This is a genomic window from Collinsella aerofaciens (genome assembly GCF_040926405.1).
GTDB lineage: Bacteria > Actinomycetota > Coriobacteriia > Coriobacteriales > Coriobacteriaceae > Collinsella.
The window spans coordinates 25,650-51,015 of sequence record NZ_JBCOIG010000007.1 but is presented as its reverse complement, the minus strand read 5'-3'; the positions used below and the strand labels follow the sequence as shown (position 1 = coordinate 51,015).

Annotated in this window: 23 protein-coding genes; 17 read left to right on the top strand and 6 right to left on the bottom strand. The window is 60.3% G+C overall.

Annotation, left to right across the window (positions count from 1 at the left end; genetic code table 11):
* Nucleotides 1-8 precede the first annotated feature (8 nt).
* Complete coding sequence (locus AB5758_RS04175) at nucleotides 9-551, bottom strand: UBA domain-containing protein (RefSeq protein WP_117847868.1); 543 nt, start codon at nucleotides 549-551, stop codon at nucleotides 9-11.
* 358 nt (nucleotides 552-909) lie between these two features.
* Between AB5758_RS04175 and AB5758_RS04170 the strand changes: the two genes are divergently transcribed.
* Together AB5758_RS04170 and AB5758_RS04165 are read left to right on the top strand one after the other, a co-directional pair.
* Nucleotides 910-1,149: a hypothetical protein gene (locus AB5758_RS04170; protein ID WP_117847870.1), complete on the top strand. Its 240-nt coding sequence runs from the start codon at nucleotides 910-912 to the stop codon at nucleotides 1,147-1,149.
* Nucleotides 1,150-1,234: 85 nt separating this feature from the next.
* Nucleotides 1,235-1,960 (top strand): metallophosphoesterase family protein, encoded by a 726-nt coding sequence (locus AB5758_RS04165; protein ID WP_055310396.1) that lies wholly within the window; start codon nucleotides 1,235-1,237, stop codon nucleotides 1,958-1,960.
* A 15-nt stretch (nucleotides 1,961-1,975) separates the two neighbouring features.
* Here the strand turns inward: AB5758_RS04165 and gluQRS are convergent, their stop codons facing one another.
* Complete coding sequence (gene gluQRS / locus AB5758_RS04160; protein WP_229025884.1) at nucleotides 1,976-2,872, bottom strand: tRNA glutamyl-Q(34) synthetase GluQRS; 897 nt, start codon at nucleotides 2,870-2,872, stop codon at nucleotides 1,976-1,978.
* 620 nt (nucleotides 2,873-3,492) lie between these two features.
* Between gluQRS and AB5758_RS04155 the strand changes: the two genes are divergently transcribed.
* The gene (locus tag AB5758_RS04155; RefSeq protein WP_055310398.1) at nucleotides 3,493-5,436 is read left to right on the top strand and encodes a DUF2207 domain-containing protein; all 1,944 of its coding nucleotides are present in this window, start codon (nucleotides 3,493-3,495) and stop codon (nucleotides 5,434-5,436) included.
* Nucleotides 5,437-5,574: 138 nt separating this feature from the next.
* Here the strand turns inward: AB5758_RS04155 and AB5758_RS04150 are convergent, their stop codons facing one another.
* Nucleotides 5,575-6,216, bottom strand: a complete 642-nt coding sequence (locus tag AB5758_RS04150) for a GNAT family N-acetyltransferase (protein ID WP_138113379.1) — start codon at nucleotides 6,214-6,216, stop codon at nucleotides 5,575-5,577.
* Between the two features lie 277 nt (nucleotides 6,217-6,493).
* Here AB5758_RS04150 and purH point away from each other — a divergent pair, with 277 nt between their 5' ends.
* The 6 genes from purH (at nucleotide 6,494) to AB5758_RS04120 (ending at nucleotide 12,600) form a co-directional block, all read left to right on the top strand.
* Nucleotides 6,494-8,101, top strand: a complete 1,608-nt coding sequence (gene purH, locus AB5758_RS04145; RefSeq protein ID WP_138113377.1) for a bifunctional phosphoribosylaminoimidazolecarboxamide formyltransferase/IMP cyclohydrolase — start codon at nucleotides 6,494-6,496, stop codon at nucleotides 8,099-8,101.
* A gap of 223 nt (nucleotides 8,102-8,324) precedes the next feature.
* Nucleotides 8,325-9,056: a hypothetical protein gene (locus tag AB5758_RS04140; protein ID WP_138113375.1), complete on the top strand. Its 732-nt coding sequence runs from the start codon at nucleotides 8,325-8,327 to the stop codon at nucleotides 9,054-9,056.
* A gap of 177 nt (nucleotides 9,057-9,233) precedes the next feature.
* On the top strand, nucleotides 9,234-9,905 hold the full coding sequence (locus tag AB5758_RS04135; protein ID WP_138113373.1) for a response regulator transcription factor: 672 nt from the start codon (nucleotides 9,234-9,236) through the stop codon (nucleotides 9,903-9,905).
* 9 nt (nucleotides 9,906-9,914) lie between these two features.
* Complete coding sequence (locus AB5758_RS04130) at nucleotides 9,915-10,958, top strand: sensor histidine kinase (protein WP_368141341.1); 1,044 nt, start codon at nucleotides 9,915-9,917, stop codon at nucleotides 10,956-10,958.
* 116 nt (nucleotides 10,959-11,074) lie between these two features.
* Nucleotides 11,075-11,320: a helix-turn-helix domain-containing protein gene (locus tag AB5758_RS04125; RefSeq protein ID WP_138374527.1), complete on the top strand. Its 246-nt coding sequence runs from the start codon at nucleotides 11,075-11,077 to the stop codon at nucleotides 11,318-11,320.
* Nucleotides 11,311-12,600: a HipA domain-containing protein gene (locus tag AB5758_RS04120; protein ID WP_138374526.1), complete on the top strand. Its 1,290-nt coding sequence runs from the start codon at nucleotides 11,311-11,313 to the stop codon at nucleotides 12,598-12,600. The genes AB5758_RS04125 and AB5758_RS04120 overlap by 10 nt, the downstream gene beginning before the upstream one ends.
* Nucleotides 12,601-12,690: 90 nt before the next feature.
* On the opposite strand, the gene AB5758_RS04115 is transcribed toward AB5758_RS04120, so the two are convergent.
* Nucleotides 12,691-13,128, bottom strand: coding sequence for a universal stress protein (locus AB5758_RS04115; protein ID WP_006235921.1), 438 nt, complete (start codon nucleotides 13,126-13,128; stop codon nucleotides 12,691-12,693).
* Between the two features lie 247 nt (nucleotides 13,129-13,375).
* Here AB5758_RS04115 and AB5758_RS04110 point away from each other — a divergent pair, with 247 nt between their 5' ends.
* Nucleotides 13,376-14,356: an undecaprenyl-diphosphate phosphatase gene (locus tag AB5758_RS04110; RefSeq protein WP_349070464.1), complete on the top strand. Its 981-nt coding sequence runs from the start codon at nucleotides 13,376-13,378 to the stop codon at nucleotides 14,354-14,356.
* 357 nt (nucleotides 14,357-14,713) lie between these two features.
* On the top strand, nucleotides 14,714-17,614 hold the full coding sequence (locus AB5758_RS04105; protein WP_368141342.1) for an ATP-dependent helicase: 2,901 nt from the start codon (nucleotides 14,714-14,716) through the stop codon (nucleotides 17,612-17,614).
* A gap of 279 nt (nucleotides 17,615-17,893) precedes the next feature.
* Here AB5758_RS04105 and AB5758_RS04100 read toward each other — a convergent pair whose 3' ends face one another.
* Nucleotides 17,894-18,826 carry a type I phosphomannose isomerase catalytic subunit gene (locus AB5758_RS04100; protein WP_438265956.1) on the bottom strand — a complete coding sequence of 311 codons (933 nt, stop codon included), beginning with the start codon at nucleotides 18,824-18,826 and terminating at the stop codon, nucleotides 17,894-17,896.
* A 72-nt stretch (nucleotides 18,827-18,898) separates the two neighbouring features.
* The gene (locus AB5758_RS04095) at nucleotides 18,899-19,618 is read right to left on the bottom strand and encodes a GntR family transcriptional regulator (protein ID WP_368141344.1); all 720 of its coding nucleotides are present in this window, start codon (nucleotides 19,616-19,618) and stop codon (nucleotides 18,899-18,901) included.
* Between the two features lie 302 nt (nucleotides 19,619-19,920).
* Between AB5758_RS04095 and AB5758_RS04090 the strand changes: the two genes are divergently transcribed.
* From AB5758_RS04090 to AB5758_RS04065, 6 genes are all read left to right on the top strand, one after another.
* On the top strand, nucleotides 19,921-21,321 hold the full coding sequence (locus tag AB5758_RS04090) for a glycoside hydrolase family 1 protein (protein ID WP_368141345.1): 1,401 nt from the start codon (nucleotides 19,921-19,923) through the stop codon (nucleotides 21,319-21,321).
* Nucleotides 21,322-21,441: 120 nt separating this feature from the next.
* Complete coding sequence (locus AB5758_RS04085) at nucleotides 21,442-22,785, top strand: PTS sugar transporter subunit IIC (RefSeq protein ID WP_368141346.1); 1,344 nt, start codon at nucleotides 21,442-21,444, stop codon at nucleotides 22,783-22,785.
* Between the two features lie 157 nt (nucleotides 22,786-22,942).
* A complete protein-coding gene (locus AB5758_RS04080; RefSeq protein ID WP_035137700.1) occupies nucleotides 22,943-23,245 on the top strand; it encodes a PTS sugar transporter subunit IIB in 303 nt (100 codons plus the stop codon).
* 9 nt (nucleotides 23,246-23,254) lie between these two features.
* A complete protein-coding gene (locus AB5758_RS04075; RefSeq protein ID WP_349110355.1) occupies nucleotides 23,255-23,587 on the top strand; it encodes a PTS sugar transporter subunit IIA in 333 nt (110 codons plus the stop codon).
* A gap of 241 nt (nucleotides 23,588-23,828) precedes the next feature.
* Entirely contained in the window at nucleotides 23,829-24,782 is a 954-nt protein-coding gene (locus AB5758_RS04070; protein WP_233539252.1) for an ROK family protein, read from the top strand.
* A gap of 166 nt (nucleotides 24,783-24,948) precedes the next feature.
* Nucleotides 24,949-25,366, top strand: a 418-nt coding sequence (locus AB5758_RS04065) for a DHH family phosphoesterase (protein ID WP_368155393.1), incomplete at its 3' end; no start/stop codon positions are given.

Below are 25,366 nucleotides of genomic sequence, written 5' to 3'. Positions count from 1 at the left end.
GTCTGCGATTACTTGTCGTCGTTCAGATTTTGCTTGATGTCGTCCGCGGCATCAGCGGCGTGATTCATAAGGTTGTTGATGCTGCCGGGCACGTCGCCGTCGCTGTCGATGCGGTAGCGCATGCCAAAGAACAGGCCAATCAGCATCAGCCAAATCGTAGCGCCCCAGGCAAACAGGGCGATGATGGGGATCAGGATGGGGATGTTGAGGATGATCGCATCGCGGCGCGTGGCGATAAACTTGGTGTCCAGGCTCAGGCGGAAGAGCTTTTTGAGGTACTCCCATACGCTGTCCATCTTCTTGGAGAAGTCGGTCTTTTCGCTCGACTTCTCGTAGGCGGCCTGCGCGGCGACCATCTCGGCTGAGGGCTCATCGACTGGCGCGGACTCGGTGGCGGCGTGCGCCGACGTGGTCTGCGTCTTGCCCTGCGACTCGAGCCAAATGATGGCGTCCAAAACGTTGCCGTCGGCGGCGTCGAGCGCGGCCTTGGCATCGGTGTAGCTCACGTTGCACTTGGTGCGGATGGTTTCAACTTTTTCGAGGTCGTCCATGACCTGTCCTTTCGTTCGATGGGCGCGACGCCGGACGATTTGCCCGGGCGCGAGCGTTGCGTTCGGCGGTCTGCGTTGCGCGGCGCCGCCCCGCCCTTGGTCGAACTCTATAGTGCAGGTTATAGATTAAGCGATTCTTGAGCCAAGATTAACGTTGGATGAGTTTTTGGGTGGCGGTGGGAAAAGTATTAGACCTCGATAGCGGGGGATGTGGTGCCGGTGCAAAACGGCGTCAAAGGTTGGTCGAGCAGGCGGTTTCTCCATTGATGTCCGCACAGCATGTGACACTTACCCTGCCGCCCCGCTCTGCCGCGGCGGCATGCGTCTGAACAACGACCCTCTAAGGAGTTCGATACCGATGAGTGACAACGCAAAGCATCTCGCAAAGAAGTGCGTTAAGGACGCGGGGCCGTGCCTCGCGCTGTGCGTAGCCGGCGCAGCGGTCGCGCTGTTGGCTGTTCTGGGGCCGTTCGACGTGCTCCGAAGTGCCAGCTTTCTGCATGTTTGCATGGCTCTTGCCGGCGCCACGATGACCGGCGGCGTGCTCGATCTGATCTTTTGGGTGTTTGACCCGTTTGGATGGAAGAGCGAGGGGTAGGTCCCAAAGGATGGAAGGGCTGGAACGGTTGACTTAGTGATCGTGCAGAATGTGGGCTAGCGACTTACAGGGAAGTGGTAATCCGATGACGGTCTATGTAACAGGCGATATTCATGGCGGCGCTGACATGCAAAAGCTCCGCGATTGGGAGCTTGGGGATAGCCTGGCGAGCGACGACTATCTCATCATCGCGGGCGACTTTGGCTTTCCCTGGGACTTTTCTACCGAGGAATGTGCCGATATTGCTTGGCTGGAGTCGCGCCCCTACACCGTGCTGTTTGTCGACGGCAACCACGAGCGTTTCGATCACTGGGCGGAACGCCCCATGGAGTTGTGGCACGGTGGGCTGACGCAGCGCCTGTCGGATACCTCGCCCATACGGCGCCTGACGCGCGGCGAGGTTTTTGAGCTCGACGGCTCAACGGTCTTTACCATGGGCGGCGCCACGAGCGTGGACAAGGAATACCGCATTCCGTATTCCAGCTGGTGGCCGCAGGAGCTGCCGGACGAGCGCAACTTTGAGGAGGCGCGGGCAAAGCTCGACAGCGTGGGCTGGACGGTCGACTACGTGATCACTCACACCTGCTCTACGCGCATGCTTTCGTCCACGCTTTATCCAGCGTCCGGCTGGAATTGCCCCTCCGTTGATCGGCTTACGGCATTTTTCGATGAGCTGGAAGACCGCTTGGACTACAAGCGCTGGTACTACGGGCATTTTCATCGGGATACCAACCCGGCCGAGCGTCACACCGTGCTCTACGACTGTATTGTCCGCCTGGGCGACGAACTCCAGCCCTGGGATGTTGCGTAGAGGCGGGGTGGCTGGCTACTCGACCGTTACAGTGATGTTCTCCCGATGCGCGCGGATGACGTCCCAGCTAAAGTGCTCGACCAGCTGCTCGGCGGTACGCGGCGTGGTGTCCGGCGCGATGCCTGTTTGCCCGGCGAGCCATCCCAACAGTGCCTCGGGTGTGCCAAAGCGGGTGCGGAGCTCGCCCAGGTCCAGATCGCGATCGCGCTTGGAAAGGCGGCGGCCGTCCGGTGACATGAGCAGCGGAATGTGCGCGTAGTGCGGCGTGGGCAGTCCCAGCAGATGTTGCAGATAGATCTGGCGCGGCGTGGAACCAAGCAGGTCGCATCCGCGTACGATCTCGGTGACGCCCATGGCAGCGTCGTCGACCACCACGGCCAGCTGATAGGCAAACACGCCGTCGCTGCGGCGCACCAAAAAGTCACCGCACTCGGTGGCGAGTGCTTCGCATTGGGCTCCGTACGTGCGGTCCACGAATTCGATCACGTCGCTGGCGAGGTCGTCGACGGTGGGCACGCGCAGGCGCGTGGCCGGAGCACGCAGGGCACTGCGGCGGGTGATTTCATCAGCGGAAAGACCTCTGCAGGCGCCGCGGTAGATGGGCGTGCCGTCGCTGGCGTGCGGCGCGCTCGCGGCGTGGAGTTCGGCACGCGTGCAAAAACAGGGATAGGTGAGGCCGGCGTCTTGCAGCTGGCGCAGGGCGTCCTCGTACAGATCCAGGCGATCGTGCTGGTAGTAGGGGCCTTCGTCCCACTCGAGCCCCAGCCAGGTCAGATCGTCAATCAGTTGAGCGGCAAGTTCCGGGCGCTTGCAGCGATCGTCCAGGTCCTCGATACGCAACACGATGCTGCCGCCCTGGCTGCGGGCCGAAAGCCATGCGCACAGGCAGCTGAACACGTTGCCCAAGTGCATGCGGCCCGAGGGCGACGGGGCAAAGCGGCCCACGACGGGGGTGGGCACTGCCGTTGCTGGTGCGTCCGCGGCGGGCGTTGCTATGTTGCGTGTTTTGATATCCATGCGGATGAGTATAGCGCGGGGCTTGGCAGGGAAGGCGTTGCCGCGCTCACAAGTTGGCGGCGGTGCGCATTGCGCACGGTGGGTTTGCGGCTCAAGGTCTCGATCGCTGCGTACCGACTTAGCCTCACAAACGACAGAAACCCCGGCAGCTCTTCGCAACTGCCGGGGTTTCCGCGGAAAAGGGGGACATGATCCTCGAGCGAACGGCAAAGGGGCAAACCGTTTTCGCTCAACTACTTTATGCCCCTCGGCTGGCGGCTCAGTCAGCGCATGCCGCGCCCACACAAAGCCGCTACACCTGTGACGGAGCTGTGAAGTGGTATCTATTGCTGGCGCAGGCCATGCCAAGGGTGTCCCTAATGACTGGTCATTTAAGAACGTCCCCAATGACTGGCTGTTGGGGTGCGGGTGTGACTTTCATCCCGTTTGGCGTTCCGGTCGCCTAGATGTTCGTCATGCGTACCCGCAAACGTGGGACAATGGCGCTGTTGGTTTTACAGACAAAGGATGTGCCTATGAACACCCTCGCCGCCAAAGTCAGCCGGCAGCGCCACCTGTTTGCGCGATTCGCTTCCGTCTGCGTGCTCGTCGCGCTTGCGTTGTTGCTGCTGCCTGTCGCCGCGCACGCCGACGGCTACTCCATGACCCAGACCTATATCAGTGCCACGGTCGAGGCCGATGGATCGCTGACCGTTGTCGAGGGACGCCAGTTTGATTTCGACGACGACATCAACGGCGTGTTTTGGGAGATCAATACGGGCTCCAACCAGCAGGGCGGCACGGCGGGCGTCGACGTGCTGAGTGTCGAGGAAGAGGACACCGCGTTTAACAAAGTCGATAGCGCGAACAAGGGCGACTCTGGCGTCTACACGGTCGAGCAGACCGGTGACGGCGTAAGGATTAAGGTGTTCAGCCCTCACGAGAGCGGCGACAGCGCAATCTACTACGTGAGCTACACCATGACCGGTGCGGTTATGAACTGGGCCGATACCGCCGAGCTCTACTGGAAGTTCGTAGGTGACGGCTGGTCTGCGGATTCCGATGACGTCGAGATGGAAGTGTGCTTCGCGAATGCCGCTGCCGGGACGGCGGCCGTCAAGGGCGATAACTTCCGCGCATGGGGCCATGGTCCGCTGACGGGCGACGTGTCGCTCGATGAGGACGAGCCCATGGTCACCTATACCATTCCCTGCGTGCACCAGGGCGAATTCGCCGAGGCACGCATCGCCTTCCCTAGCGACTGGGTGCCGCAGCTTGCCGCTTCGGGCGAAGAGCGCATGTCAACGATCCTGAGCGAAGAGAAGGAATGGGCCGACGAAGCTAACGCCCGCCGCGCTCACGCTCGCATGATTGCCAATGCACTTGCCGTGCTAAGTGTTGTTGCGGCGGTGGCCTTTACCGGCACAATCGTTATGCTCAAGCTGCGCAAGCGCAAGCCCAAGCCGCTTTTCCAGGACGAATATTTCCGCGATGTGCCTTCGGCCGACCATCCCGCCGTGCTTTCGGCCCTCATGAGCTGGAACGAGGTGCCCGATCAGGCATATATCGCCACGCTCATGAAGCTCACTGACGACCGTGTGATCAAGCTGGAGCAGGCGACCGTGACCAAGGCCAAGAAGGGTCTGTTGGGGCGTGAAAAAGAAGAGCAGACGTATCGCGTGACGGTGAGTGATGCGGGCTGGAAGTCGGCCAAGGGCATTGACCACATGGTGCTCAAGGTCTTCTTTGCCGGTACTAAGCCTGACGAGAACGGCGATCGCTCGCGCACGTTCGACGAGCTGCAGCACTACGTCAAGCAGCACGCTACACCCGTGGGCGACAAGCTCGAGGACTATCAGAACACCGTTAAGGGCAAGCTGGCCGATAGCGAGTACGTTGCCTCAGACGGCATTGTTGCAATGGTGTTTTGCCTGGTTCTTGGTATCCTGATTGCCTTTGTTCCCGTGGGATCCATCTTCTTTACCGATGGCGCACAGGCGAACATTACCGCCGCGGTTATCTCGGTGCCGATTGTGCTGGTGGGTATCGGCGTGGGCCTTACGTTCCGCCGCTTTACGCCGGAGGGCGCCGAGGTGGCGGCTCGCTGCAAGGCGCTCAAGCATTGGCTCGAGGATTTCACACGCCTAAAGGAAGCCGTCCCGGGCGATTTGGTGCTGTGGAACAAGCTGCTGGTGATGGGCGTTGCCCTGGGCGTTTCGAAAGAAGTGCTGCGACAGCTGGCCGAGGCCGTGCCTGCGGACCTGCGCAACAGCGACGATTTCTACGACAACTACCCCTGCTACTGGTGGTATTACCATCACTACGGCAACGAGTCTCCGCTCGATTCGTTCAACGATGTGTATCACGAGACCATCCGCGAGCTGGCTTCGAGCTCCGATAGCTCGAGCGGCGGCAGCGGCGGCGGCTTCTCTGGCGGCGGTGGTGGCGGCGTCGGCGGAGGCGGCGGCGGAACGTTCTAGCGCGCTCTGATTTTTGGGATGGATCTTCTCCGGCGACTGCCGACGGATCCATCCCATTTTCATGCGCTACCTACGAAGGCTGTCCCCAACGACTAATCACTGGGAACATCCCTAAATGACTAGGTATGGCTGCTGGGTTTAGGCTGTTAGATCGAGTTCGTAGAGGAAGCTTTCGCGCGGCATGTCGTGGCGACGCTCTTCGCGGTTGGCGCGGTGCGTGGCCGTGCGCTTAAAGCCGTGCAGCTCGTAGAACTTCCACGAGCAGTTGGAGTCGGTGTACAGGTGCGCCCTCGTCGCTCCAAGCGAGGATAGGTGTGAGACCGCGGCATCGAGCAGAACCGTGCCAACGCCCAGGCCATGGACATCGCGATCCACGGCAAGCAGCGTGACCTCGTTGTCGTGCGGCAACGGGCTGCTCTCGAGCAGGCGGTTGTTGGTCCGGATGGTTGCGCGCACAAACGAGAGATACTCGGCGCAGGCATCGGGCTCCAGCTCACGCATCTGCGATAGCAGCGCGCGTTCGGTATCCATCCAATGTTCCTTAACGGTGGCGCCGGAGCTCTGTCCTGCGCGTGCAAGCGCAATGCCGCGTGCATGGCCGTCGATTACGGCAACCTGCGAAAACGTCGAAGACGAAAGGCAATAGGCGAGGTCGCATGCGGCCTCGAGGCGGTTGTACTCATCGTTATCCGAATTGTTATGCCAAAGCTGCTGCAGAATCAACGCGATGGCGTCGAAGTCTTCGGTATCAAACGGTCGGTAGAGAACCCGCGAGACCATGGTGCCTCTTTCTTTTGCGGATGCATATCGAGCACAGTTCTACCACGCTATTGGCATCTAATTATGGTGCCCCTGTGTTCCATGAACTCACCGTGCCCGGTGCCGTGCCCATCCCCTCCGCTCGCAAACTTTTTCTGCATATGCGCCCGTTGCGGGGTGCATCGATGCGCTCGATGCGCTACATTGAATCAGTATTTTCAATGCCGCTGCGCGAGCGCTGCAGATCGACGTATCACCGACTCACAGAGCACGGCGGCGTACCAGACAGGAGGACTGCATGGGATCTGATGTGAAGATCGCACGCGCGTTGATTTCGGTTACCGATAAGACGGGCGTCGTCGATTTCGCACGGACGCTGGTCGATGACTTTGGCGTCGAGATCATCTCTACGGGCGGCACGGCTCGTGCCATCGAGGACGCGGGCGTCCCCGTAACCCCCATCGAGGAGTTCACGGGCTATCCCGAGATGATGGACGGCCGCGTTAAGACCCTGCACCCCAAGGTTCACGGCGCGCTGCTGGCCCGCCGCGATTCCGAGCAGCACATGCAGGAGGCGGCACAGCACGGCATTAAGCTGATCGACCTGGTCGTCGTCAACCTGTACGAGTTCGAGAAGACCGTCGCCAACCCCGAGGTCACCTTCGCGGATGCCATCGAGCACATCGACATCGGCGGTCCTTCCATGCTGCGCTCTGCCGCCAAGAACGCCGCGAGCGTTACCGTCATCTCCGACCCGGCCGACTATGATGCCGTCCTGGCCGAGATGCGCGAGACCGGTGGCTGCACCACGCTTTCCACCCGTCGTCGCCTGCAGGTGAAGGTCTACCAGACCACCGCCGCCTACGACACGGCTATCTCCCGTTGGCTCGCCGCCCACGCAAGCGACGTGGCGGACACCTCTGCCAAGCTCGAGATCTCGCTGGAGAAGGTCGACGACCTGCGCTATGGCGAGAATCCTCAGCAGAAGGCCACGGTCTATCGCTTTGCCGAGGGCTGCGAGAATACCGCGAGCTCGCAGTTCCCGCTCGTGGGCTCCGAGCAGATCCAGGGCAAGCCGCTCAGCTACAACAACTATCTGGATGCCGACGCCGCTTGGAACCTAGTCCGCGAGTTCGACGAGCCGGCCTGCGTGATCCTCAAGCATCAGAACCCCTGCGGCTCCGCCGTGGCCGAGGACATCACGGCCGCCTACGACCGCGCCTTCGCCTGCGATCCCAAGAGCGCCTTCGGCGGCATCATCGCCTGCAACCGCGAGGTTCCCTATGAGCTGGTTGAGCACTTTGCCGATCAGAACAAGCAGTTCGTCGAGGTTATCATCGCTCCGAGCTACACTGCCGAGGCGCTCGAGCGCATGGCCAAGCGCCCCAACCTGCGCGTGCTGGCCACCGGCGGCGTGGACCACGGCGCCCAGGTGGAGCTGCGCTCCGTCGACGGCGGCATGCTGGTGCAGGAGGTCGACCACGTGACCGAGGATCCTGCGACCTTTACGTTCCCCACCGACCGCAAGCCCACCGACGCCGAGATGGCCGAGCTCGAGTTTGCCTGGAAGGTCTGCAAGGGCGTCAAGTCCAACGCCATCCTGGTTTCCAAGGGTAAGGCCGGCATTGGCATGGGCCCGGGTCAGCCCAACCGCGTTGACTCTGCGCTGCTTGCCTGCGAGCGCGCCGAGGACTTCTGCGAGCGCGAGGGCGTGGAGAAGGGCGGCTTTGCCTGTGCAAGCGACGCGTTCTTCCCGTTCCGCGACAACGTCGACGTGCTCGCCGCGCACGGCGTGACCTGCATCATCCAGCCCGGCGGCTCCAAGCGCGACGACGAGAGCGTCCAGGCCTGCAACGAGCATGGTATTGCGATGGTCTTCACAGGGGCCAGGCATTTTAGGCACTAGAGGCTTTCCCAAGCACCCGACCTTGCCCCTCAAACCGTCGCTTGCGTACATTTAGTACGCGGCGCTCCTCTTTCGGGGCAATCTCGGGCACTTGGAAAACCCTTAATGGGATGTTGTTCTATCCCATTAAGCCGATCGGTCGCCTGACCGTATCGTCAAAATAATCTCTGCAAAAGACGGCTGCTCCGTTTGGAGGGCCGTCTTTTTGGTATAAGAGGACGGAATGACTAACACGAAAGGTATGACCATGCCCCAGATTGATGATGCCGAGCTGTTTGGCAATGCCGAGGATCAGCGTGCGTACGAGGACTTTTGCGCCAATCAGGAGGCGGTCGAGAAGTTTACGCTCGACAAGCCCGCGCTTGTCTGCCGTTGGCGCATGTCCAACAAAAAGGTGCCCATGCTCAACCGCCACATTCGCGCGCTGTCCGAGCGCCTGGTGCAGGGCGAGCCGCTTACCCACAACATGCTCAGCTGGGCCAAACAACACGTTGAGTGGTCGCTTGCCGAGGGTGATTACACCGCACACGACGGCGTGCTCATGCTGGTGATCGACATCAACGGCAACGCCGCCATGACGGTGGGCGAGTACGAGCCGCTGGCCGATACGTCGGCCAAGGCGCTACGTGCCCGCTCCGCCGAGGCCCGCTCCGAGGCCGACGAAACCGGCGTGGCGCCCGAGCTGCTCGCCGCCGTCGATAACGGCGAGCTGGCCTTTGTGGCGCCAGCGGACGAGTGTCTGTGCGGCACGGCGACGCTCATTGAGCAGCTGGCCCAGACCAAGGGCATCCCGGTCACGCGCGTGGACATTCCCGCGCAGCTCAAGGGCGCGCTGTTCCTGGTGAGTGACGAGCACGGCGTGGTCCCCGCAACCGAGACGGACGCCGCCGAGGCCGACGCCGCCACGGTCGCCTTCTTCGCCGAAGGCTACGAAAAGCTCCGCGCCCGCCGCTAAATGATTTTTCTGGGACGGGGATTAAAGAATCATTTTGGTCCCCGCCACCGCTGCGAGTGCGAGGCGGACAAAACGCCCCCGCTCGCGAACAGTTCTGTCACCTGGCACCGCGCGAGGCGTGTACCTGCAGCTTTGCGGTCATAATGGGACAAGACAACCAAGAGGGGAGCGGAATCAATGGCGCTGATCTATATCGTTGAGGACGACGAGCCCATTCGTCGTGAGCTTGTCGACATCCTTGCCCGCGCCGGGTTTGAAGTCGAGGCCTGCGAATCGTTTGAGCATGTCTCGCGCGATATTCTCGCCGCCGTGCCCGACCTGGTGCTGCTCGACCTCACGCTTCCCGTCAAGGACGGCCAGCATATCTGCCACGAGGTTCGCCGCGAATCCGAGGTTCCCATCATCGTTCTCACGTCGCGCACGACCGAGATCGACGAGGTTATGGCCATGACGCTCGGCGCGGACGACTTTGTTCCCAAGCCTTACAGCGCCCGTGTGCTTGTGGCGCGCATCAACGCACTGCTGCGTCGCACCGCGGCGTCAGGCGAGCGCAGCACACTTGTCCACAAGGGGCTGGAGCTCGACCTCGCCCGCTCAATGGTCACCAACACGCAAACGGGCACCAGCACCGAGCTCACCAAAAACGAGCTGCGTATCCTCTCGCTGCTTCTGAGCCGCGCGGGCAAGATCGTTTCGCGCTCGGCCATCATGCAGGACCTGTGGGACTCCGACGCCTTCGTGGACGACAATACGCTCACCGTCAACATCAACCGCCTGCGCACCACGCTCGAAAAAATCGGCATCAAGGGGTATTTGACCACGCATCGCGGCCAAGGCTATTCGGTCTAGGGGCCGGCTATGTCGTTTGGCAAGTTCTTTAAAGATGCGCTGCTTCCCGTCGCCGTGTGGACGTGCGGTGTGCTGCTGAGCTGCTTTGTGCTGACGGTTGCCGGTGCACCCGTCTCTATCGTGGTCGTGGCGGTCGGCGTGTCCTTTATCTTTGGTATGCTCGGCATCGTGGTCGAGTACGCGCGTCGCCGCCGTTTTCTGCGTCAGCTGGAGCGCGCGGCCGAGGAGCTCGAGAGCCCCGCATGGGTGCAGGAGATGGTGCAATGCCCGACCTATGCCGAGGGCGAGCTCGAGTACGAGGTCTTGCGCCGGGTGGGCAAAGCCGCTTGCGACGAGGTTGCCGAAGGCCGGCGTCAGACCGATGACTATCGCGACTATATCGAGAGCTGGGTCCACGAGGCCAAACTGCCCCTGGCGGCGGCTCATCTAATTTTGGAAAACCTGGATGGCAGCGAAGACGACCTGTCTCGTGTGGATGACCTGGGCCGTGAGTTGGCTCGCGTGGAGCGCTATTTCGACCAGGCGCTGTACTACGCGCGTTCGGAAGTCGTGGAGCGCGACTACCTGATTCGCCGCTGGGATCTCAAGACCTTGGTGACGGGCGCGATTAAGGCCAACGCGCGCGAGCTCATCGCGGCGCACGTGGCCCCGGTGTGCGAGAACCTCGACTTTGAGGTCTTTACCGACGAGAAGTGGCTCGAGTTTATTCTGGGCCAGCTCATTCAGAACAGCATTAAATATGCGCGCGAGGACGGCGCAAAGATCGTGTTTTCGGGCGCGTTGCTGGACGAGGGCCTGGCGAGTGAACGCATCGAGCTCACCGTCGCGGACAACGGCTGCGGCGTGAGCGCGGCCGACCTGCCGCGCGTGTTCGAGAAGGGCTTTACCGGCGATAACGGCCGCACCACCAAGCGCGCAACGGGCATTGGCCTCTACCTGGTGGCGCGTCTGTGCTCCAAGATGGGTATCGATGTCACCGCGGCATCCGAGCCCGGCGAAGGCTTCGTCGTCACGTTTGCCTTCTCGACCAACAAATTCCAATACTTTGAGTAGTCGTCGCGGTGTAACGTCCCGGAGCGTCATTCACGTTAAGACAATTATCCCAAACGGGATAATTCCATCATGATGTGCTATGATTATCCCGTTTGGGATAATCATAGGGGATTAGCATGCAAGACTGGAATGAGCGAACGATTTTTGACCCAGCTGAACTCGGTGCATATTTGCGTGAGCGCCGGAAGAAGCTCGGTTATACCCAACGCGATGTGGCTGATTTCAACCAGTGCAGTTTGCGCTTTGTGAGCGAGCTTGAGCGTGGAAAGGCGGGTGCCAATCTTCGCCAAACCCTTCAAATCGCTAACAGCTTGGGGGTCGATTTGATCCTGAGGGAGAGGGGCGACGGCTCATGGCATTAAAGGTTTATCGTGAGTATCGGGGAACGTTTGAGCTGGTCGGAGAATTTGAGAGGGCCGACCCCGTAAACGAGACGTTTGCATATGATGAGGGATATCTTGAACGCGACGATGCTGCCGCACTCTCAGCTTCTCTTCCCTTGCGACATGAGCCATATGCCAGCAATGAGTTTTCGGCCTTCTTTTCGGGCATGCTTCCCGAGGGCCCGGTTCGGCATGAGCTGTCGATGCGTTTTCAAATCCCCCAGTCAGACTATTTATCGATGCTCGAGCGTTTGGGCGATGAGTGCGTTGGTGCCTTGAGGTTTCTCGGCGATGAGAAATCGAGCTACGATCCGGGCTATCGTCCTCTGCAAGACGAGGATTTTGAGGCACTTTCTAAGGCGGAAGTGTTTGAGATTGCAAATGATATGCAGGATTCGAGGCTGTCGTTGGCGGGCGCTCAGTCTAAAACCGGTTGGTTTTTACCGCGCGGTAAAGATGCAAAAAAGGCCGGGTCGGGGGATTGGATGCTGCCGCTCGGCTCTGCCCCCTCGACTCACATAGTCAAGATTGCTTCAACTAAACATCCGGATTTGCCGTTCAACGAATTAATTTGCATGACGGCAGCGTCTGCTGCTGGGCTTGAAATTGCCCGTTCAGAAGCTTCGGATACGATTCCTGGTGCGTTCTTTTCCGAGCGTTATGACAGAATCTGGAGCAATGAGCCGCCGTCGATGAGCGGATTCGATGTGCCTCTGAGGCTGCATCAGGAGGATTTTTGCCAAGCGGTTGGCTGGCCTTCGTATATGAAATACGAGACACGTCCCGATAGCTGCTATATGGCTCTTTGCGGCCGATTGATAAGAGAGCAATCGTCTAACGTAATTGCTGATACTCAAATGTTCGCTCGTCAGGTAATGGTCGATTATGCGTTGGGGAATTGCGACTCGCATCTCAAGAACCATTCGTTTCTTTATAGTCCGAGTTGGCGGGAAAAGAGGTTGGCCCCTGCATACGATATTGTTTGCACGACGATAATGGGATACGACCATAATCTTGGGATTGATATTGGGGATCACCGGGTGATCGATGGGGTGACTCCTGAAGATTTCGAATTCATGTCTCAAGATTTGCATCTGCCACTCAAGATGATCAAGAACATCGCGGCGGAAGTGGCTGAAGAGGTGTCTGCCCAGCTTGCAGAACTTGCCTCTGCAACCGGAGATTTGGGTCGGGTCGCTCTGAAAATTCAGACGGATTCCGTTGAGAGAATGAGGGTTCTGGAGCAATTCTCAGCCTAAAGCAAAGCGGGGCCACCGTAATGGTGGTCCCGCTCTTGGAAGACTTGGGCACGTGGGCTTGCGCTCCGCGATGCGTTAGGCGTACGTTTGCTACTTCACGACCAAGATGTCGCAGTCCGTATTGCGCAGCAGGAACGTCGAAATCGAACCCAGCAGCGCATACTTGATCGAGGACAGGCCGCGGGCGCCGCAGAGCACCAGGTCGGGCTTAACCACGTCGAGCATCTCGTCCTTGAGCGTCTCGCGAATACGGCCGGCGCGAATCATGACCTCGACCTCGGGAATATCGGGATTGGCCTTGGCCTCTTCGAGCTGCTTGGCGATGGAGTTCTTAAATGCCTCCTCTAGGCCGTTGACCAGATCGACCGGATAGGAACCGGCGCTCTCGAGCGCCGTGGAATCGATAACGTGGCCGATGATTAGCTTGGCGCCGTTGTTCGCGGCGACCTTGATGGCGCGTGCGAGCACAAAATCCTGCTGCTCAGTACCGTCGAGTGAAACAAATACCTTGGTGTAGCCCTCGTTCATGGTTTCCTCCTTGGTCTATCGCACGGGCGCGGGGCTCGTGCATCAGGCGGGCGCGGGCGCGTTGGCCGCCGGACACTTTATCTTGTTGCAGTTATACCCAAGGATTTGGGTTTGACCGCTCGCAATTCTGTGAACGGGCGAGTTTTTTGGTAAGGGTAGGCGTAGACGCGCCCGAACGGTTGATAATGGGACATCGCCCGCACCGTCCGCAGAACAATATCGGCGGGTGTCTAACGAGGGGGTCCCTTTGGATATTATCGAGCTTCTAAAATCTGCCTTCATGGGCCTGGTCGAGGGCATCACCGAATGGCTGCCTGTTTCGTCGACCGGTCACATGATCTTGGTGGACGAGTTCGTCAAGATGAACGTGAGCGAGACGTTCTGGAATATGTTCCTGGTCGTGATTCAGCTTGGCGCCATTTTGGCCGTCTGCGTCCTGTTCTTCCATGAGCTCAACCCGTTCTCGCCCAGCAAGGGCAAGGAGGGCCGTCGCGACACCTGGGTGCTGTGGGGCAAGATTGTGCTCGGCTGCATTCCCGCCGCGGCGATCGGTCTGCCGCTCAACGACTGGATGGAGGAGCATTTCTACAATGCTCCCGTCGTGGCGCTGGCGCTCATTGTGTACGGCGTACTGTTTATCGTGATTGAGAACTGGCGCGCGAGCAAGCGCGAGGAAATGGCCGTTGCCGGTTCGTTTGGTTCGCGTGCTGTGGTGGCGGGCGGGCGTCCCGCCGGTGCGCACTTTGCGGCGCCCGCCGCGGCTACCGCTGAGGATGAGGACGATGACGAGAATCTGGACTTTGGCTCCATCGCCACGCTCGAGGACCTGAGCTGGAAGACTGCGCTGGGTATCGGCTGCTTCCAGGTGCTTTCGCTGGTGCCTGGTACGTCTCGTTCCGGTTCTACCATCATCGGTGGCCTGCTTTTGGGCTGCACGCGTTCGGTGGCATCCAAGTTTACGTTCTTCCTGGCTATTCCCGTTATGTTTGGCGCAAGTGCGCTCAAGCTGGTCAAGTACTTCATCAAGGGCGGCACGTTCGGCGCCAACGAGGTCGCTATCTTGGGCGTGGGCTGCGTTGTGGCCTTTGTGGTTTCGCTCATCGCCATCAAGTGGCTCATGGGATTCGTCCGCCGTCACGACTTTAAGTGCTTCGGTGTTTACCGCATCATCCTGGGCATCGTGGTGCTCGCATACTTCTTTGTTCTGGAGCCGATGCTTGGCCTCTAGCTTAGTCGACGCTGCGCGGCGGCCAGAGCGACAACTTGTTATTCAAAGGGGGCGGCATGGCCAAAAGGTCTATGCCGCCCCCTTTTCATGCCAATTTGTTCGCTCTGGCCGCCGCTCGCTGCCGTTACCATGGCATCGGTGGCTCCGTGATTGGTGCATCGGGGGTCAGGTTTCTTTGCACCAACGTGGTACAGACTAACTTGACCCCATTGCGCCAAATCCGCTGGGGCGTGCCTGATGGCGGCGCACGGAGTCGTGGTGTGATTTGCGTCGGTGTCCGCGCGGCTCGGTATACTGGTACGGCTCAAACTATGGCGCTGCCCGCAGGCGCGCCGTCCGTCAGATGAGGAGTCGCCCATGACCCAGCCCCTGCCCTGGGAAAAGAACACTGCGGTACCCGTGCCGCCCGCGCCGGAACCCGTGCCGCTCGATGCGTACACCGCCCCCGCCGCGCCGGAACCCGAGCTCGTTCCGCTCGACATCTACGACGCCCCGGCTCCGGCGCCCAAACCAGCCAAGCCGCTCGTCGATATCGATAGTCTGAACCCCGCCCAGCGCGAGGCGGTCCTGACCACCGAGGGCCCGCTGCTGGTCCTTGCCGGCGCCGGCTCGGGCAAGACCCGCGTCCTGACCTTCCGCATCGCGCATATGCTTGGCGACCTGGGCGTTAAGCCCTGGCAGGTCTTGGCCATCACGTTTACCAACAAGGCCGCGGCCGAGATGCGCGAGCGTCTGGCAGCGCTCATCCCCAGCGGCACCCGCGGCATGTGGGTGTGCACCTTCCACGCTATGTGTGTGCGCATGCTGCGCGAGGACGCCGACCTGCTGGGCTACACCGGGCAGTTCACCATCTACGACGATGACGACTCAAAGCGCATGGTGCGCGACATTATGCAGACGCTCGGCATCGAGCAAAAGCAGTTCCCCATCAACATGATCCGCAGCAAGATCAGCTCGGCTAAAAACGCCATGATCGGGCCCGAGGACATGCTCAAATCCGCCGACAGCCCTAATGACAAAAAGGCCGCGCAAGTCTACCTGGAGCTGGAGCGCCGCCTGCGCGCCGCCAACGCGATGGACTTCGACGACCTGCTCGTGCGCACGCTCGAGCTGCTGCGCACCCGCCCCGAGGTGCTCGACAAGTATCAGGAGCGCTTCCGCTACATTAGCGTCGACGAGTACCAGGACACCAACCACGTCCAGTACGAGATCGCCAACCTGCTGGCCGCCAAGTACCAAAACCTCATGGTTGTGGGCGACGACGACCAGTCCATTTATAGCTGGCGTGGTGCTGACATCACCAATATCCTGGACTTTGAGAAGGACTTTAAAAACTGCAAGACCGTCAAGCTGGAGCAGAACTACCGCTCCACGGGTCATATCCTGAGCGCTGCCAACGCCGTGGTGCGTCACAACTCGCAGCGCAAGGACAAGCGCCTGTTTACGGCCGAGGGCGACGGCGAGAAGATCCAGGCCTTCCAAGCAAGCGATGAGCGCGACGAGGGCCGCTGGATTGCCGGCGAGATCGAAAAGCTGCACTCCAAGGGCACGAGTTACGACGACATCGCCGTGTTCTACCGCACTAACGCCCAGTCGCGTATTCTCGAAGATATGTTCCTGCGTGCGGGCGTGCCCTACAAGATCGTGGGCGGCACGCGATTCTTCGACCGCGCCGAGATCCGCGACGTCATGGCTTACCTCAAGATGATCGTGAACCCGGCCGACGAGATGAGCGTCAAGCGCGTCATCAACACGCCGCGCCGCGGCATCGGCTCCACCTCGATCCAAAAGATTGAGAAGCTGGCGCGCGACAACCGTTGTTCGTTCTTCCAGGCTTGTGAGATCGCGTGCGCCGAAACCGGCATGTTTAGCGCTAAGGTGCGCAACGGCCTGTCGAGCTTTGTGTCGCTGGTGCGCGAGGGTCGCCGCATGGACGGCGAGCTCAAGGACGTTGTCGAGATGATCGTCGACAAGACGGGCCTGCTGCAGGCTTTCCGTGCCGAGGGCACCATGGAATCCGAGAGCCGTGCCGAGAACATCCAGGAATTCCTGGGCGTCGCTGCCGAATTTGAGGAGACGCACGAGGATATCGAGGGTACGCTCGAGAGCCTAGAAGAGCTGCGCGCGGCCGGTGTTGCCGACGTGCCTGCCGGCGTCGAGCCCGAGCCCGTTGTGGTGAGCGCGCCCGCGCCTGAGCCGGGACCGTCCGTCTCGGCATCCTCGTTTGAGGCGCTGGTCGGTGCTCGCGACGCCACTGGTTCCAATCCGCTCGATAGCCTAGCCGCCCCGGCGCTTTCTCCGCAGGATGCCCTGGCTGCTGCCATCGTGGGCAACGCCTATGCCGCGCCGACGGAGATGCCGGCGGGCGCCGTGCATGCCGACGAGATCGAGCGCACCTACGGTCCGCTCACCTGTAAGGCGCTGCCCGCTCTCATGGAGTGGCTTGCCCTGCGCTCCGACTTGGATTCTTTGGCAGGCGAGACGCATGCCATCACCATGATGACCATCCACTCCGCCAAGGGCCTGGAGTTCCCGGCGGTGTTCGTGGCCGGCATGGAGGAGGGCATCTTCCCGCACGTGCACGATTTTGGCGGCAGCGATGATCCGGGCAAGCTCGAGGAGGAGCGTCGCCTGGCCTACGTTGCCATCACGCGTGCTCGCAAGCGCCTGTTCTTGACCTATGCGGCAACGCGTCGCACCTACGGCTCGACCTCTGCCAACCCGCGCTCGCGCTTCCTCAACGAGATTCCGTTTGAGGACATTGAATTTAGCGGCATCGGTTCTGCCGGATTCGAAGGCACGGGCTGGGAGAAGCGCGGCGACCGTCACGGCACCTTTGGCTCGGGCATGGGCTCGGATATGTATGGCGGCAAGGTATTCGGTTCGCATACGCGCTCGACCGGCGGTTCCGCTTCGCGCGGTGGATCGAGCTTTGACGACTTCTTTGGCGGCAGCAGTTACGGGACCGAGCGCCATCGTGGGGTCTCGCCTGACGCCGGCCGTGTTGCCTCGACCTTTGGCTCGGGTGCGCCGCGGGCCAAAAAGCCCTCGTCCAAGGTGTCCCCGACGGTGGAGCGCAAGGTCGATCGCGCTAGCGCGTCGCAGGACTTTGCCGCAGGCGATACCGTGAGCCACAAGACCTTTGGCACAGGTACCGTGATCTCGGTTGTCGGAGACATGATCGAGGTTCAATTCGAAAAGACCGGCCAGACCAAAAAGCTGATGAAAGGTTTTGCGCCAATCGTCAAGCTGCAGTGATCCCGGCGGACCTGGGCGGGCGTATAGGGCAACATCGCCTGCTCGGGCAGTCCTGCGCAAGACGGAGGCCACATTAAGTGGCCTCCTTTGCGTGCGGAACTCGCGATCGATGTTGCCCTATACGCCCGCCCAGGTCCTTGGGTAACGTTGCTAGACGAGCGTTGCTTTGCTCGTTCGCTTTTTGGTCTGGAGAGCCGGGTGGGCTGATATATATGGACAAGGGGCTCCCCCGTTGGTGAACGGGGGAGCCCCTTGTTGCGTTTGGGTTGTTGGTGCGAACTAGAGGTGGCTGATGATCAGTTCCATCTTGCCTTCGAGGTCGATGGAGGTGACGGTGCTGGGGGCCAGGAGGTGGCTTCCCTTGTGGACGGGGTCGCCGCAGACGGTGCCTTCGCCGTCGATGACCGACAGGCACATGAAGGGCCAGCGCTGGTCGAGGGTCTTGCTGCCGTCGACACACACGCGATCGACGGTGTAGCAGGAGTTAGACTCGAGCTCGGTCACGCCATCGACCTCGGGCGCGGTCACCGTACCGTCGGTCGGAGCCTGAACGTCGAAATCGATGCAGTCGAGGCTCTGCTCAATGTGCAGTGGGCGCAGCTTGCCGTCGGTGCCAGGACGGTCGTAGTCGTACAGGCGATACGTTACGTCGCTCGACTGCTGCGTCTCCAAAATGAGCGTACCGGTTTTGATGGCGTGCACGGTGCCGGAGTCAATCTGGAAAAAGTCGCCCTTGTGAATCGGCAGCACGTTGAGCATGTCATCCCAGCGGCCGTCTTCGATCATCTGTGCGGCCTCGGCACGATCCTTGGCGCGCTGCCCGACGATGATCGTGGCGCCGGGCTCGCAGTCCAGCACATACCAGCACTCGGTCTTGCCCAGGCTTCCGTTCTCGTGCTCGGCGGCGTACTCGTCGTTGGGGTGAATCTGGATCGAAAGGTCGTCCTTGGCGTCCAGAATCTTAATGAGCAGCGGGAACTCCTTGCCCTCGCAATTGCCAAAGAGCTCGCGGTGCTCGGCCCACAGCCACGAAAGCGTGTGGCCTGTATACGGGCCCTCCGCAATCTGGCAGTCGCCGTTGGGGTGTGCCGAGATGGCCCAGCACTCACCGATGGGACCCTCGGGAATGTCATAGCCAAACACGGTCTCCAGCTGGCGGCCGCCCCAGATCTTCTCGTGGAAGATCGGCGTGAGTTTAATCAAATCGGACATGTGCATACTCCCATAAGGTTGTGCGGGTGCCGCGTAAGACAGCTCAAAACGAGCACCCACCGGATTACAAAACTAGGCCAGCGTTACGTTGTGCAGCTCAAAGCGGTCGCCTACGTTGTGCGAGACAGAATATTCAAACGCGGTGCCGCTATCCAAGAAGCCAATCTGGTTGAGTTCGAGCAAGGGAGAGCCGGGTTTGGTATCCAGGCGCTCGGCCTCTTCTTCAGTTGCCGCGACAGCGCGAATGGTACGGTGGAAACTCGAGATCTTGAGTCCGCACTGCTCGCGGATGAAGCTGTAGATCGATGCGTACAGGTCTTTTTTCTTAAGACCCGGAATCAGCTCGAGTGGCATATAGGTGTACTCAATAACGATGGGCTGACCATCGACCTCGCGTACGCGCACGATGTGATAGGCAAAGTCGTCTTCGGCCATTCCCAGCTGGGTCGCAACCTCTGCCGGCGGATTGACGATCGAGAAATCGTAGACCACCGAGGTCACTTTCTCCCCGCGATGCTCGTACGAAAAGCCTTGGGCACGGTCGTTCTTGCCTTGGAAAAACACCTGGCCGGGAAGTCCCGCCGTGTCCTTGACGTAGGTGCCCGATCCGCGCCGGCTGGTAACAAGACCCTCCTCGGTAATCTGCTCGATCGCGCGCTTGACGGTGATCTTGGAAACGCTATACAGCTCGCAAAACTCTACGACGGTGGGCAGTTTATCGCCCGGCTTAAGGGCGCCGTCCTCGATGCTTCGACGGATATCTGCAGCTATCGCCTCGTATTTGGGAATCATGCAATCCTCCCTTCATATTTGCGTCGATATTTAGAAAGTATACCTACTTAAAAAGCATCCATATGGCTTTCATGAAAGAAGTTCGATAAAGAAAAATGAAAAAGACGCTTTACATAGAAAATTAGAGCGCTATAGTTACAGACAACAAGCGAGATGCATTGGCGTTTGCTTGTACTGCTTGGGGACGGTTTTGTTTTGGCGGGTTGGATATCGGTATGACCGGTGCGCGCCCGCGCCGGATAACCTGCCAAAGCAAACCCGTCTCCAACCGGAAGCTCTAGAACACGAAAGCGAGGACTTTGATGGCACAGTATCAGCTGCCCCGTGACTTCTTCTTTGGCGCTGCTATGTCCGGCCCGCAGACTGAGGGCCAGTGGAACCAGGGCGGCAAGCTCGAGAACCTGTGGGACACCTGGTCCATCCAGGATCTGGGTTCGTTCTACAACTGCGTTGGCTCTTATGCCGGCAATGACTTTATGGCCAAGTACCAGGAAGACTTTCGCATTTTGAAGGACTTGGGCCTGAATACCTATCGCACTTCCATCCAGTGGAGCCGTCTGCTCGATGCCGACGGCAACCTTAATGAGGAGGGCGCTGCGTGGTATCACGAGCTGTTCCGCGCCTCTCGCGAGGCCGGCCTGGAGCCGTTTGTCAACTTGTACCACTTTGACATGCCCACCTACCTCTTTAACCGTGGCGGCTGGGAGAGCCGTGAGGTCGTCGAGGCTTACGCGCATTACGCCGACGTCGCCTTCCACGAGTTTGGCCAGGAGATTAAGTACTGGTTCACCTTTAACGAGCCCATCGTCGAGCCCGAACAGCGCTATCAGGAGGGCGTGTGGTTCCCGCAACTCCACGACTTCAACCGCGCTCGCACCGTGCAGTATCACATTTCGCTGGCGCACGCGCTGGCCGTGGCCAACTACCGTCGCGCCTATGACGAGGGCGCCGTTCGCGCCGATGCCAAGATCGGCATGATCAACTGCTTTACCCCGGTCTACACCAAGCAGAACCCCAGCGAGGCAGACCTCGAGGCCGTGCGTATGACCAGCGGCATCAACAATCGCTGGTGGCTCGACCTTATTACCAAGGGCGAGCTTCCCGCCGACGTGCTCGACAGCCTGGCCGAGGGCGGCGTTAAGCTCCCGTTCCGTGCCGGCGACCAAGAGATTCTCAAGCAGGGTGTTGTCGACTGGCTCGGCTGCAACTATTACCACCCCACGCGTGTTCAGGCACCGGCGAGCAAGGTCGACCAGTACGGCCTGCCGCACTTTGCCGACGAGTACGTATGGCCCGACGCCGTTATGAACGAGAGCCGCGGCTGGGAGATCTACCCGCAGGGCCTCTACGACTTTGGCATGGACTGCGCTAAGAACTACCCCGATCTTGAGTGGTTCGTTTCCGAGAACGGCATCGGCATCATGGACGAATACAAGAACCGTGACGCCGAAGGAACTATCCAGGATGACTACCGCGTCGACTTTGTACGTCAGCACCTGGAGTGGGTGGCCAAGGCCATCGACGAGGGCGCCAAGTGCCGCGGATACCATTATTGGGCCGTTATCGATAATTGGTCTTGGGCGAATGCCTTTAAGAACCGTTACGGTTTTGTCGAGGTCGACCTTATGGATGGCTACAAGCGCCGCCTTAAGAAGTCGGCAGCTTGGCTCAAGCAGGTCGCCACAACCCACGTGGTTGATTAGCGACCGGGCGAACGCCCAGACCGCGCGCCGCCGCGCGAAACACATGGCACATCTGGTGGCAGAGGGCGACAGGCCACCGTGCGCATAGGAAAAGGCCGGATTTGAAAGTTAGGAGCAACCATGGCCAGTGACAACGGAAAGAGCTTCCTCGACAAGTTTGCCGAGGTCTCTGCGAAGGTGGGAAACCAGGTTCACCTGCGTTCCCTGCGCGATGCCTTCGCGACCATCACGCCGCTCTATATCCTTGCGGGTATCGCGGTTCTTATTAACAACGTCGTGTTCCCCCTGTTCCCGCTCGATGCGGCGGGCCTTGCCAACCTTCAGACGTGGGGTTCGGCGATTACGCTGGGTACCCTCAACGTCTCTGCAATTATCTTGGCCGGATTGATTGGCTACAGCCTCGCTAAGAACAAGCGTTTCGATAACCCGCTCGCTTGCGTGGTCGTCGCTATCTCTGCTTTCGTCATCATGATGCCGCAGCAGATCACCGCCACGCTTGCCGCCACGAGCCCGCTGCTCACCGACAAGATCACCTCCGCCGAGGTCACGGGCGCCCTTTCGACTGCCAACACTGGCACTAATGGTCTGTTCTCGGCCATTATCATCGCCCTGCTCTCCGTCTCGCTCTTCATCAAGATTTCTGGCGTCGAGAAGCTCAAGGTTAAGCTGGGCGAGGGTGTGCCCCCCGCGGTCTCCAACTCCTTCAACGTCATGATCCCGATGCTGCTCAACCTCGCGATTTTCGCTCTTGCCGCAGCCCTGCTCGCCGTGTGCGCCGGCACCGATCTGTGCGCCATCATCTCCACGTGCATCTCCAACCCGCTCAAGAGCATCATGAACGCCGGTCCGTGGGCTGTTATCCTCATCTACACCCTTGCTAACCTGCTGTTCTGCGTCGGTATTCACCAGTCCACCATCTCTGGCGCTACCGTCGAGCCGATCCTGACCATGCTCATCGTCGACAACATGGCTACCTTTGCTGCCGGTGGCACCATCCAGCCCGATCACTACATGAACATGCAGATCGTTAACAGCTTCGCCCTCATCGGCGGCTCGGGCTGCACCCTCATGCTCCTGCTCGACACGCTCCTGTTCTCCAAGAACAAGGCTTCCGAGACCGTTTCCAAGATGGCTATCCTGCCTGGTCTGTTCAACATCAACGAGCCGGTTATCTACGGTTACCCCATCGTGTACAACCTGCCGCTCATGATCCCGTTCGTCCTTCTTCCCGACCTGTTCATCGGCATCACCTATGGCCTTACCTGCGCAGGCATCATCAGCCCCTGCATCGCCCAGGTGCCCTGGACTATGCCTCCCGTCATCAACGCCCTGCTCGCTACGGGCTTTGACTGGCGCGCCGGCGTGTGGCAGGCTCTCGAGATTGTCATTGGCATGGCCGTCTACCTGCCCTTTATGAAGATTTCCGAGAAGGCAATCGCCAAGCAGGAGACTCTTGCCGAGTAGAACGCCTAACGTTCGTCCCTTTCACCTTGCGGGCGCCGGTACGCGGTGCCGGTGCCTGCACCTCTCTTCTGCGTAAGGGCGCAGAAAGAGGGCACAATAACCGCAAGGAATATAACCAGTCGTCGTCTGCGCGCCGCGCAGTTATAAGGAGGAAACCATGAAGAAGATCATGCTCTGCTGCAATGCCGGTATGTCCACGAGCCTGCTGGTCCAGAAGATGCAGGCCGAGGTTGCAAACCGTGGTCTGGATATCGAGGTCGAGGCTCGTCCCATGAACGAGGCCCACGATCACCTGGACGAGTGCGACATGTTGCTGCTTGGCCCGCAGATCGGCTACACCAAGGGTGACTTTGAGAAGGAGGCCGCCGGTCGTTTTCCGGTCGAGGTCATCAACATGGTCGACTACGGCCGCATGAACGCTGCCGGCATCATCGATCACTGCGTCAGCGTGATGGGCTAGGTGCAGCATATGGAGGATATGAACGAGTTGCAGATGACCTGTTTCGAGATCATCAGCTACGTCGGTACCGCCAAGAGCATGTACATCAATGCCGTGCAAAAGGCCAAGGAGGGCGATTTTGACGCCGCCGAGGAGCTTATCAAGCAGGGCGACGAGGCCTATAACGGTGGCCACGATGTTCACATGGGGCTTCTGAAGAAAGAGGCCAACGGCGAGCGTAACGGCGAGGCCCCGTTGATTCTGCTGCATGCCGAGGACCAGATGGCCGGTACCGAGACCATGCGCGTCATGGCGACGGAGCTCATCGAGATCCACAAGCAGCTGCGGGCACTTAAGGCCTAGTCGGCGTTATCGCCGCGATGGACCGCGCGCTCCAACAGACAACATAGTCCCTTTGACGGGTGCCGGGAGTCTCCGCCTCCCAGCGCCCTTATATTTGGCGAAGGCCCTGCGCGACCTTTTGAGCGGTCGTTTGCGTTTTCACAGATAAAACCTGCCAAAACAAACCTGCCCCTTTTTGGCAGGTTTTTGCCTTGGGAGCGGTACCATACAGGCAATGTTTAAACGAGAAAGGCGGGCTCCCATGGAACCTAAGCAGTACTACATCGGCATTGACGTCGGCGGCACTTCGGTTAAGGAGGGCCTGTTCGACGAGGACGGCAACCTGCTGGCCAAGGCCAGCGTGCCCACGCCGCCTATCGTTGACGCCGCGGGCTTTGCCGCGGTGACCGAGGCTATCGACCAGGTGGTCGCCAAGGCTCAGATTCCGCGTGCCTTTGTGGCGGGCATTGGTCTGGCCGTTCCGTGCCCCATCCCGGCATCGGGCGATGCCAAGGTCAAGGCCAACATTGCCATTAACCTGCCCGAGCTGAGAGTCGCCATTCAGGAGCACTGCCCCGACGCGGTCGTTAAGTACGAGAACGATGCCAACGCCGCTGCCATGGGCGAGGCCTGGCTCGGCTCTGCCAAGGGCGTGCAGAACGTGGTGATGGTCACCATCGGTACCGGCGTGGGCGGCGGCGTTATCGTTAACGGCGACGTGGTGTCGGGCGTTGTGGGCGCCGGCGGCGAGATTGGCCACATGTGCCTGAACCCCGAAGAGGAGCGCACCTGCGGCTGCGGCGGACATGGCCACCTGGAGCAGTATTCCAGCGCCACCGGCGTGGTGAGCAACTACCTTGCCGAGTGCAAGAAGGCAGGCGTCGAGCCCATCGAGCTCACCGGTCCCTCCGATTCCAAGGACGTGTTCCAGGCCTGCCGCGAGGGCGACAAGCTCGCGCTGGCCGCGGCCGATACCATGGCCGACTATCTCGGTCGCGCCCTGGCGCTTATTGCCAACGTGGTCGATCCCGAGATGTTCCTCATCGGCGGCGGCGCATCCGCCTCGGCCGATGTCTACCTCGACAAGGTCCGCGAGCACTTTAAGCAGTACGCGCTTTCTGCCTCGCGCGAGACGCCCATCAAGGTCGCTTCGCTCGGAAACGACGCCGGCATCATCGGTGCCGCCTACGTAGCCCTGCGCGCTGCTGGTAAATAGCTGGTGCAAGGGGGGCAGGTTACTTTGCACCAACATGGTGCAAAAGGGACAGCCTTGGCCTCCATGCCTGCCCCAAAATATGCCGTGGCCCTTCCGTCTGCGAAGGCTCGGCATCGGCGTGCTACCATAGCTACGTCCAAGTACACATATCAAGTGGAGGATATCCATGGCAAACGTTCTTGTCTTTGGTCACCAGAACCCCGATAACGACGCCATCATGAGCGCCGTCGTCCTGTCCCAGCTGCTCAACCAGGTTGAGTATGCCGGCAACACCTACGAGGCTTGCGCCCTTGGTCAGCTTCCGGCAGAGTCTGCCAAGCTGCTCGCCGACGCCGGCATCGCCGAGCCCCGCGTGATCGAGTCCGTCGAGGCCGGTCAGCTCGTCGTCCTCACCGACCACAACGAGTCTGCCCAGTCCGTCGCCGGCCTTAAGGACGCCACGGTCTTTGGCGTTGTCGATCATCACCGCATCGGCGACTTCGAGACCGCCGGCCCGCTGCACTACATCTGCCTGCCCTGGGGCTCCAGCTGCACCATCGTCACCAAGCTCGCCGGCGTGCTCGGCATTGAGCTTTCCGACGTCC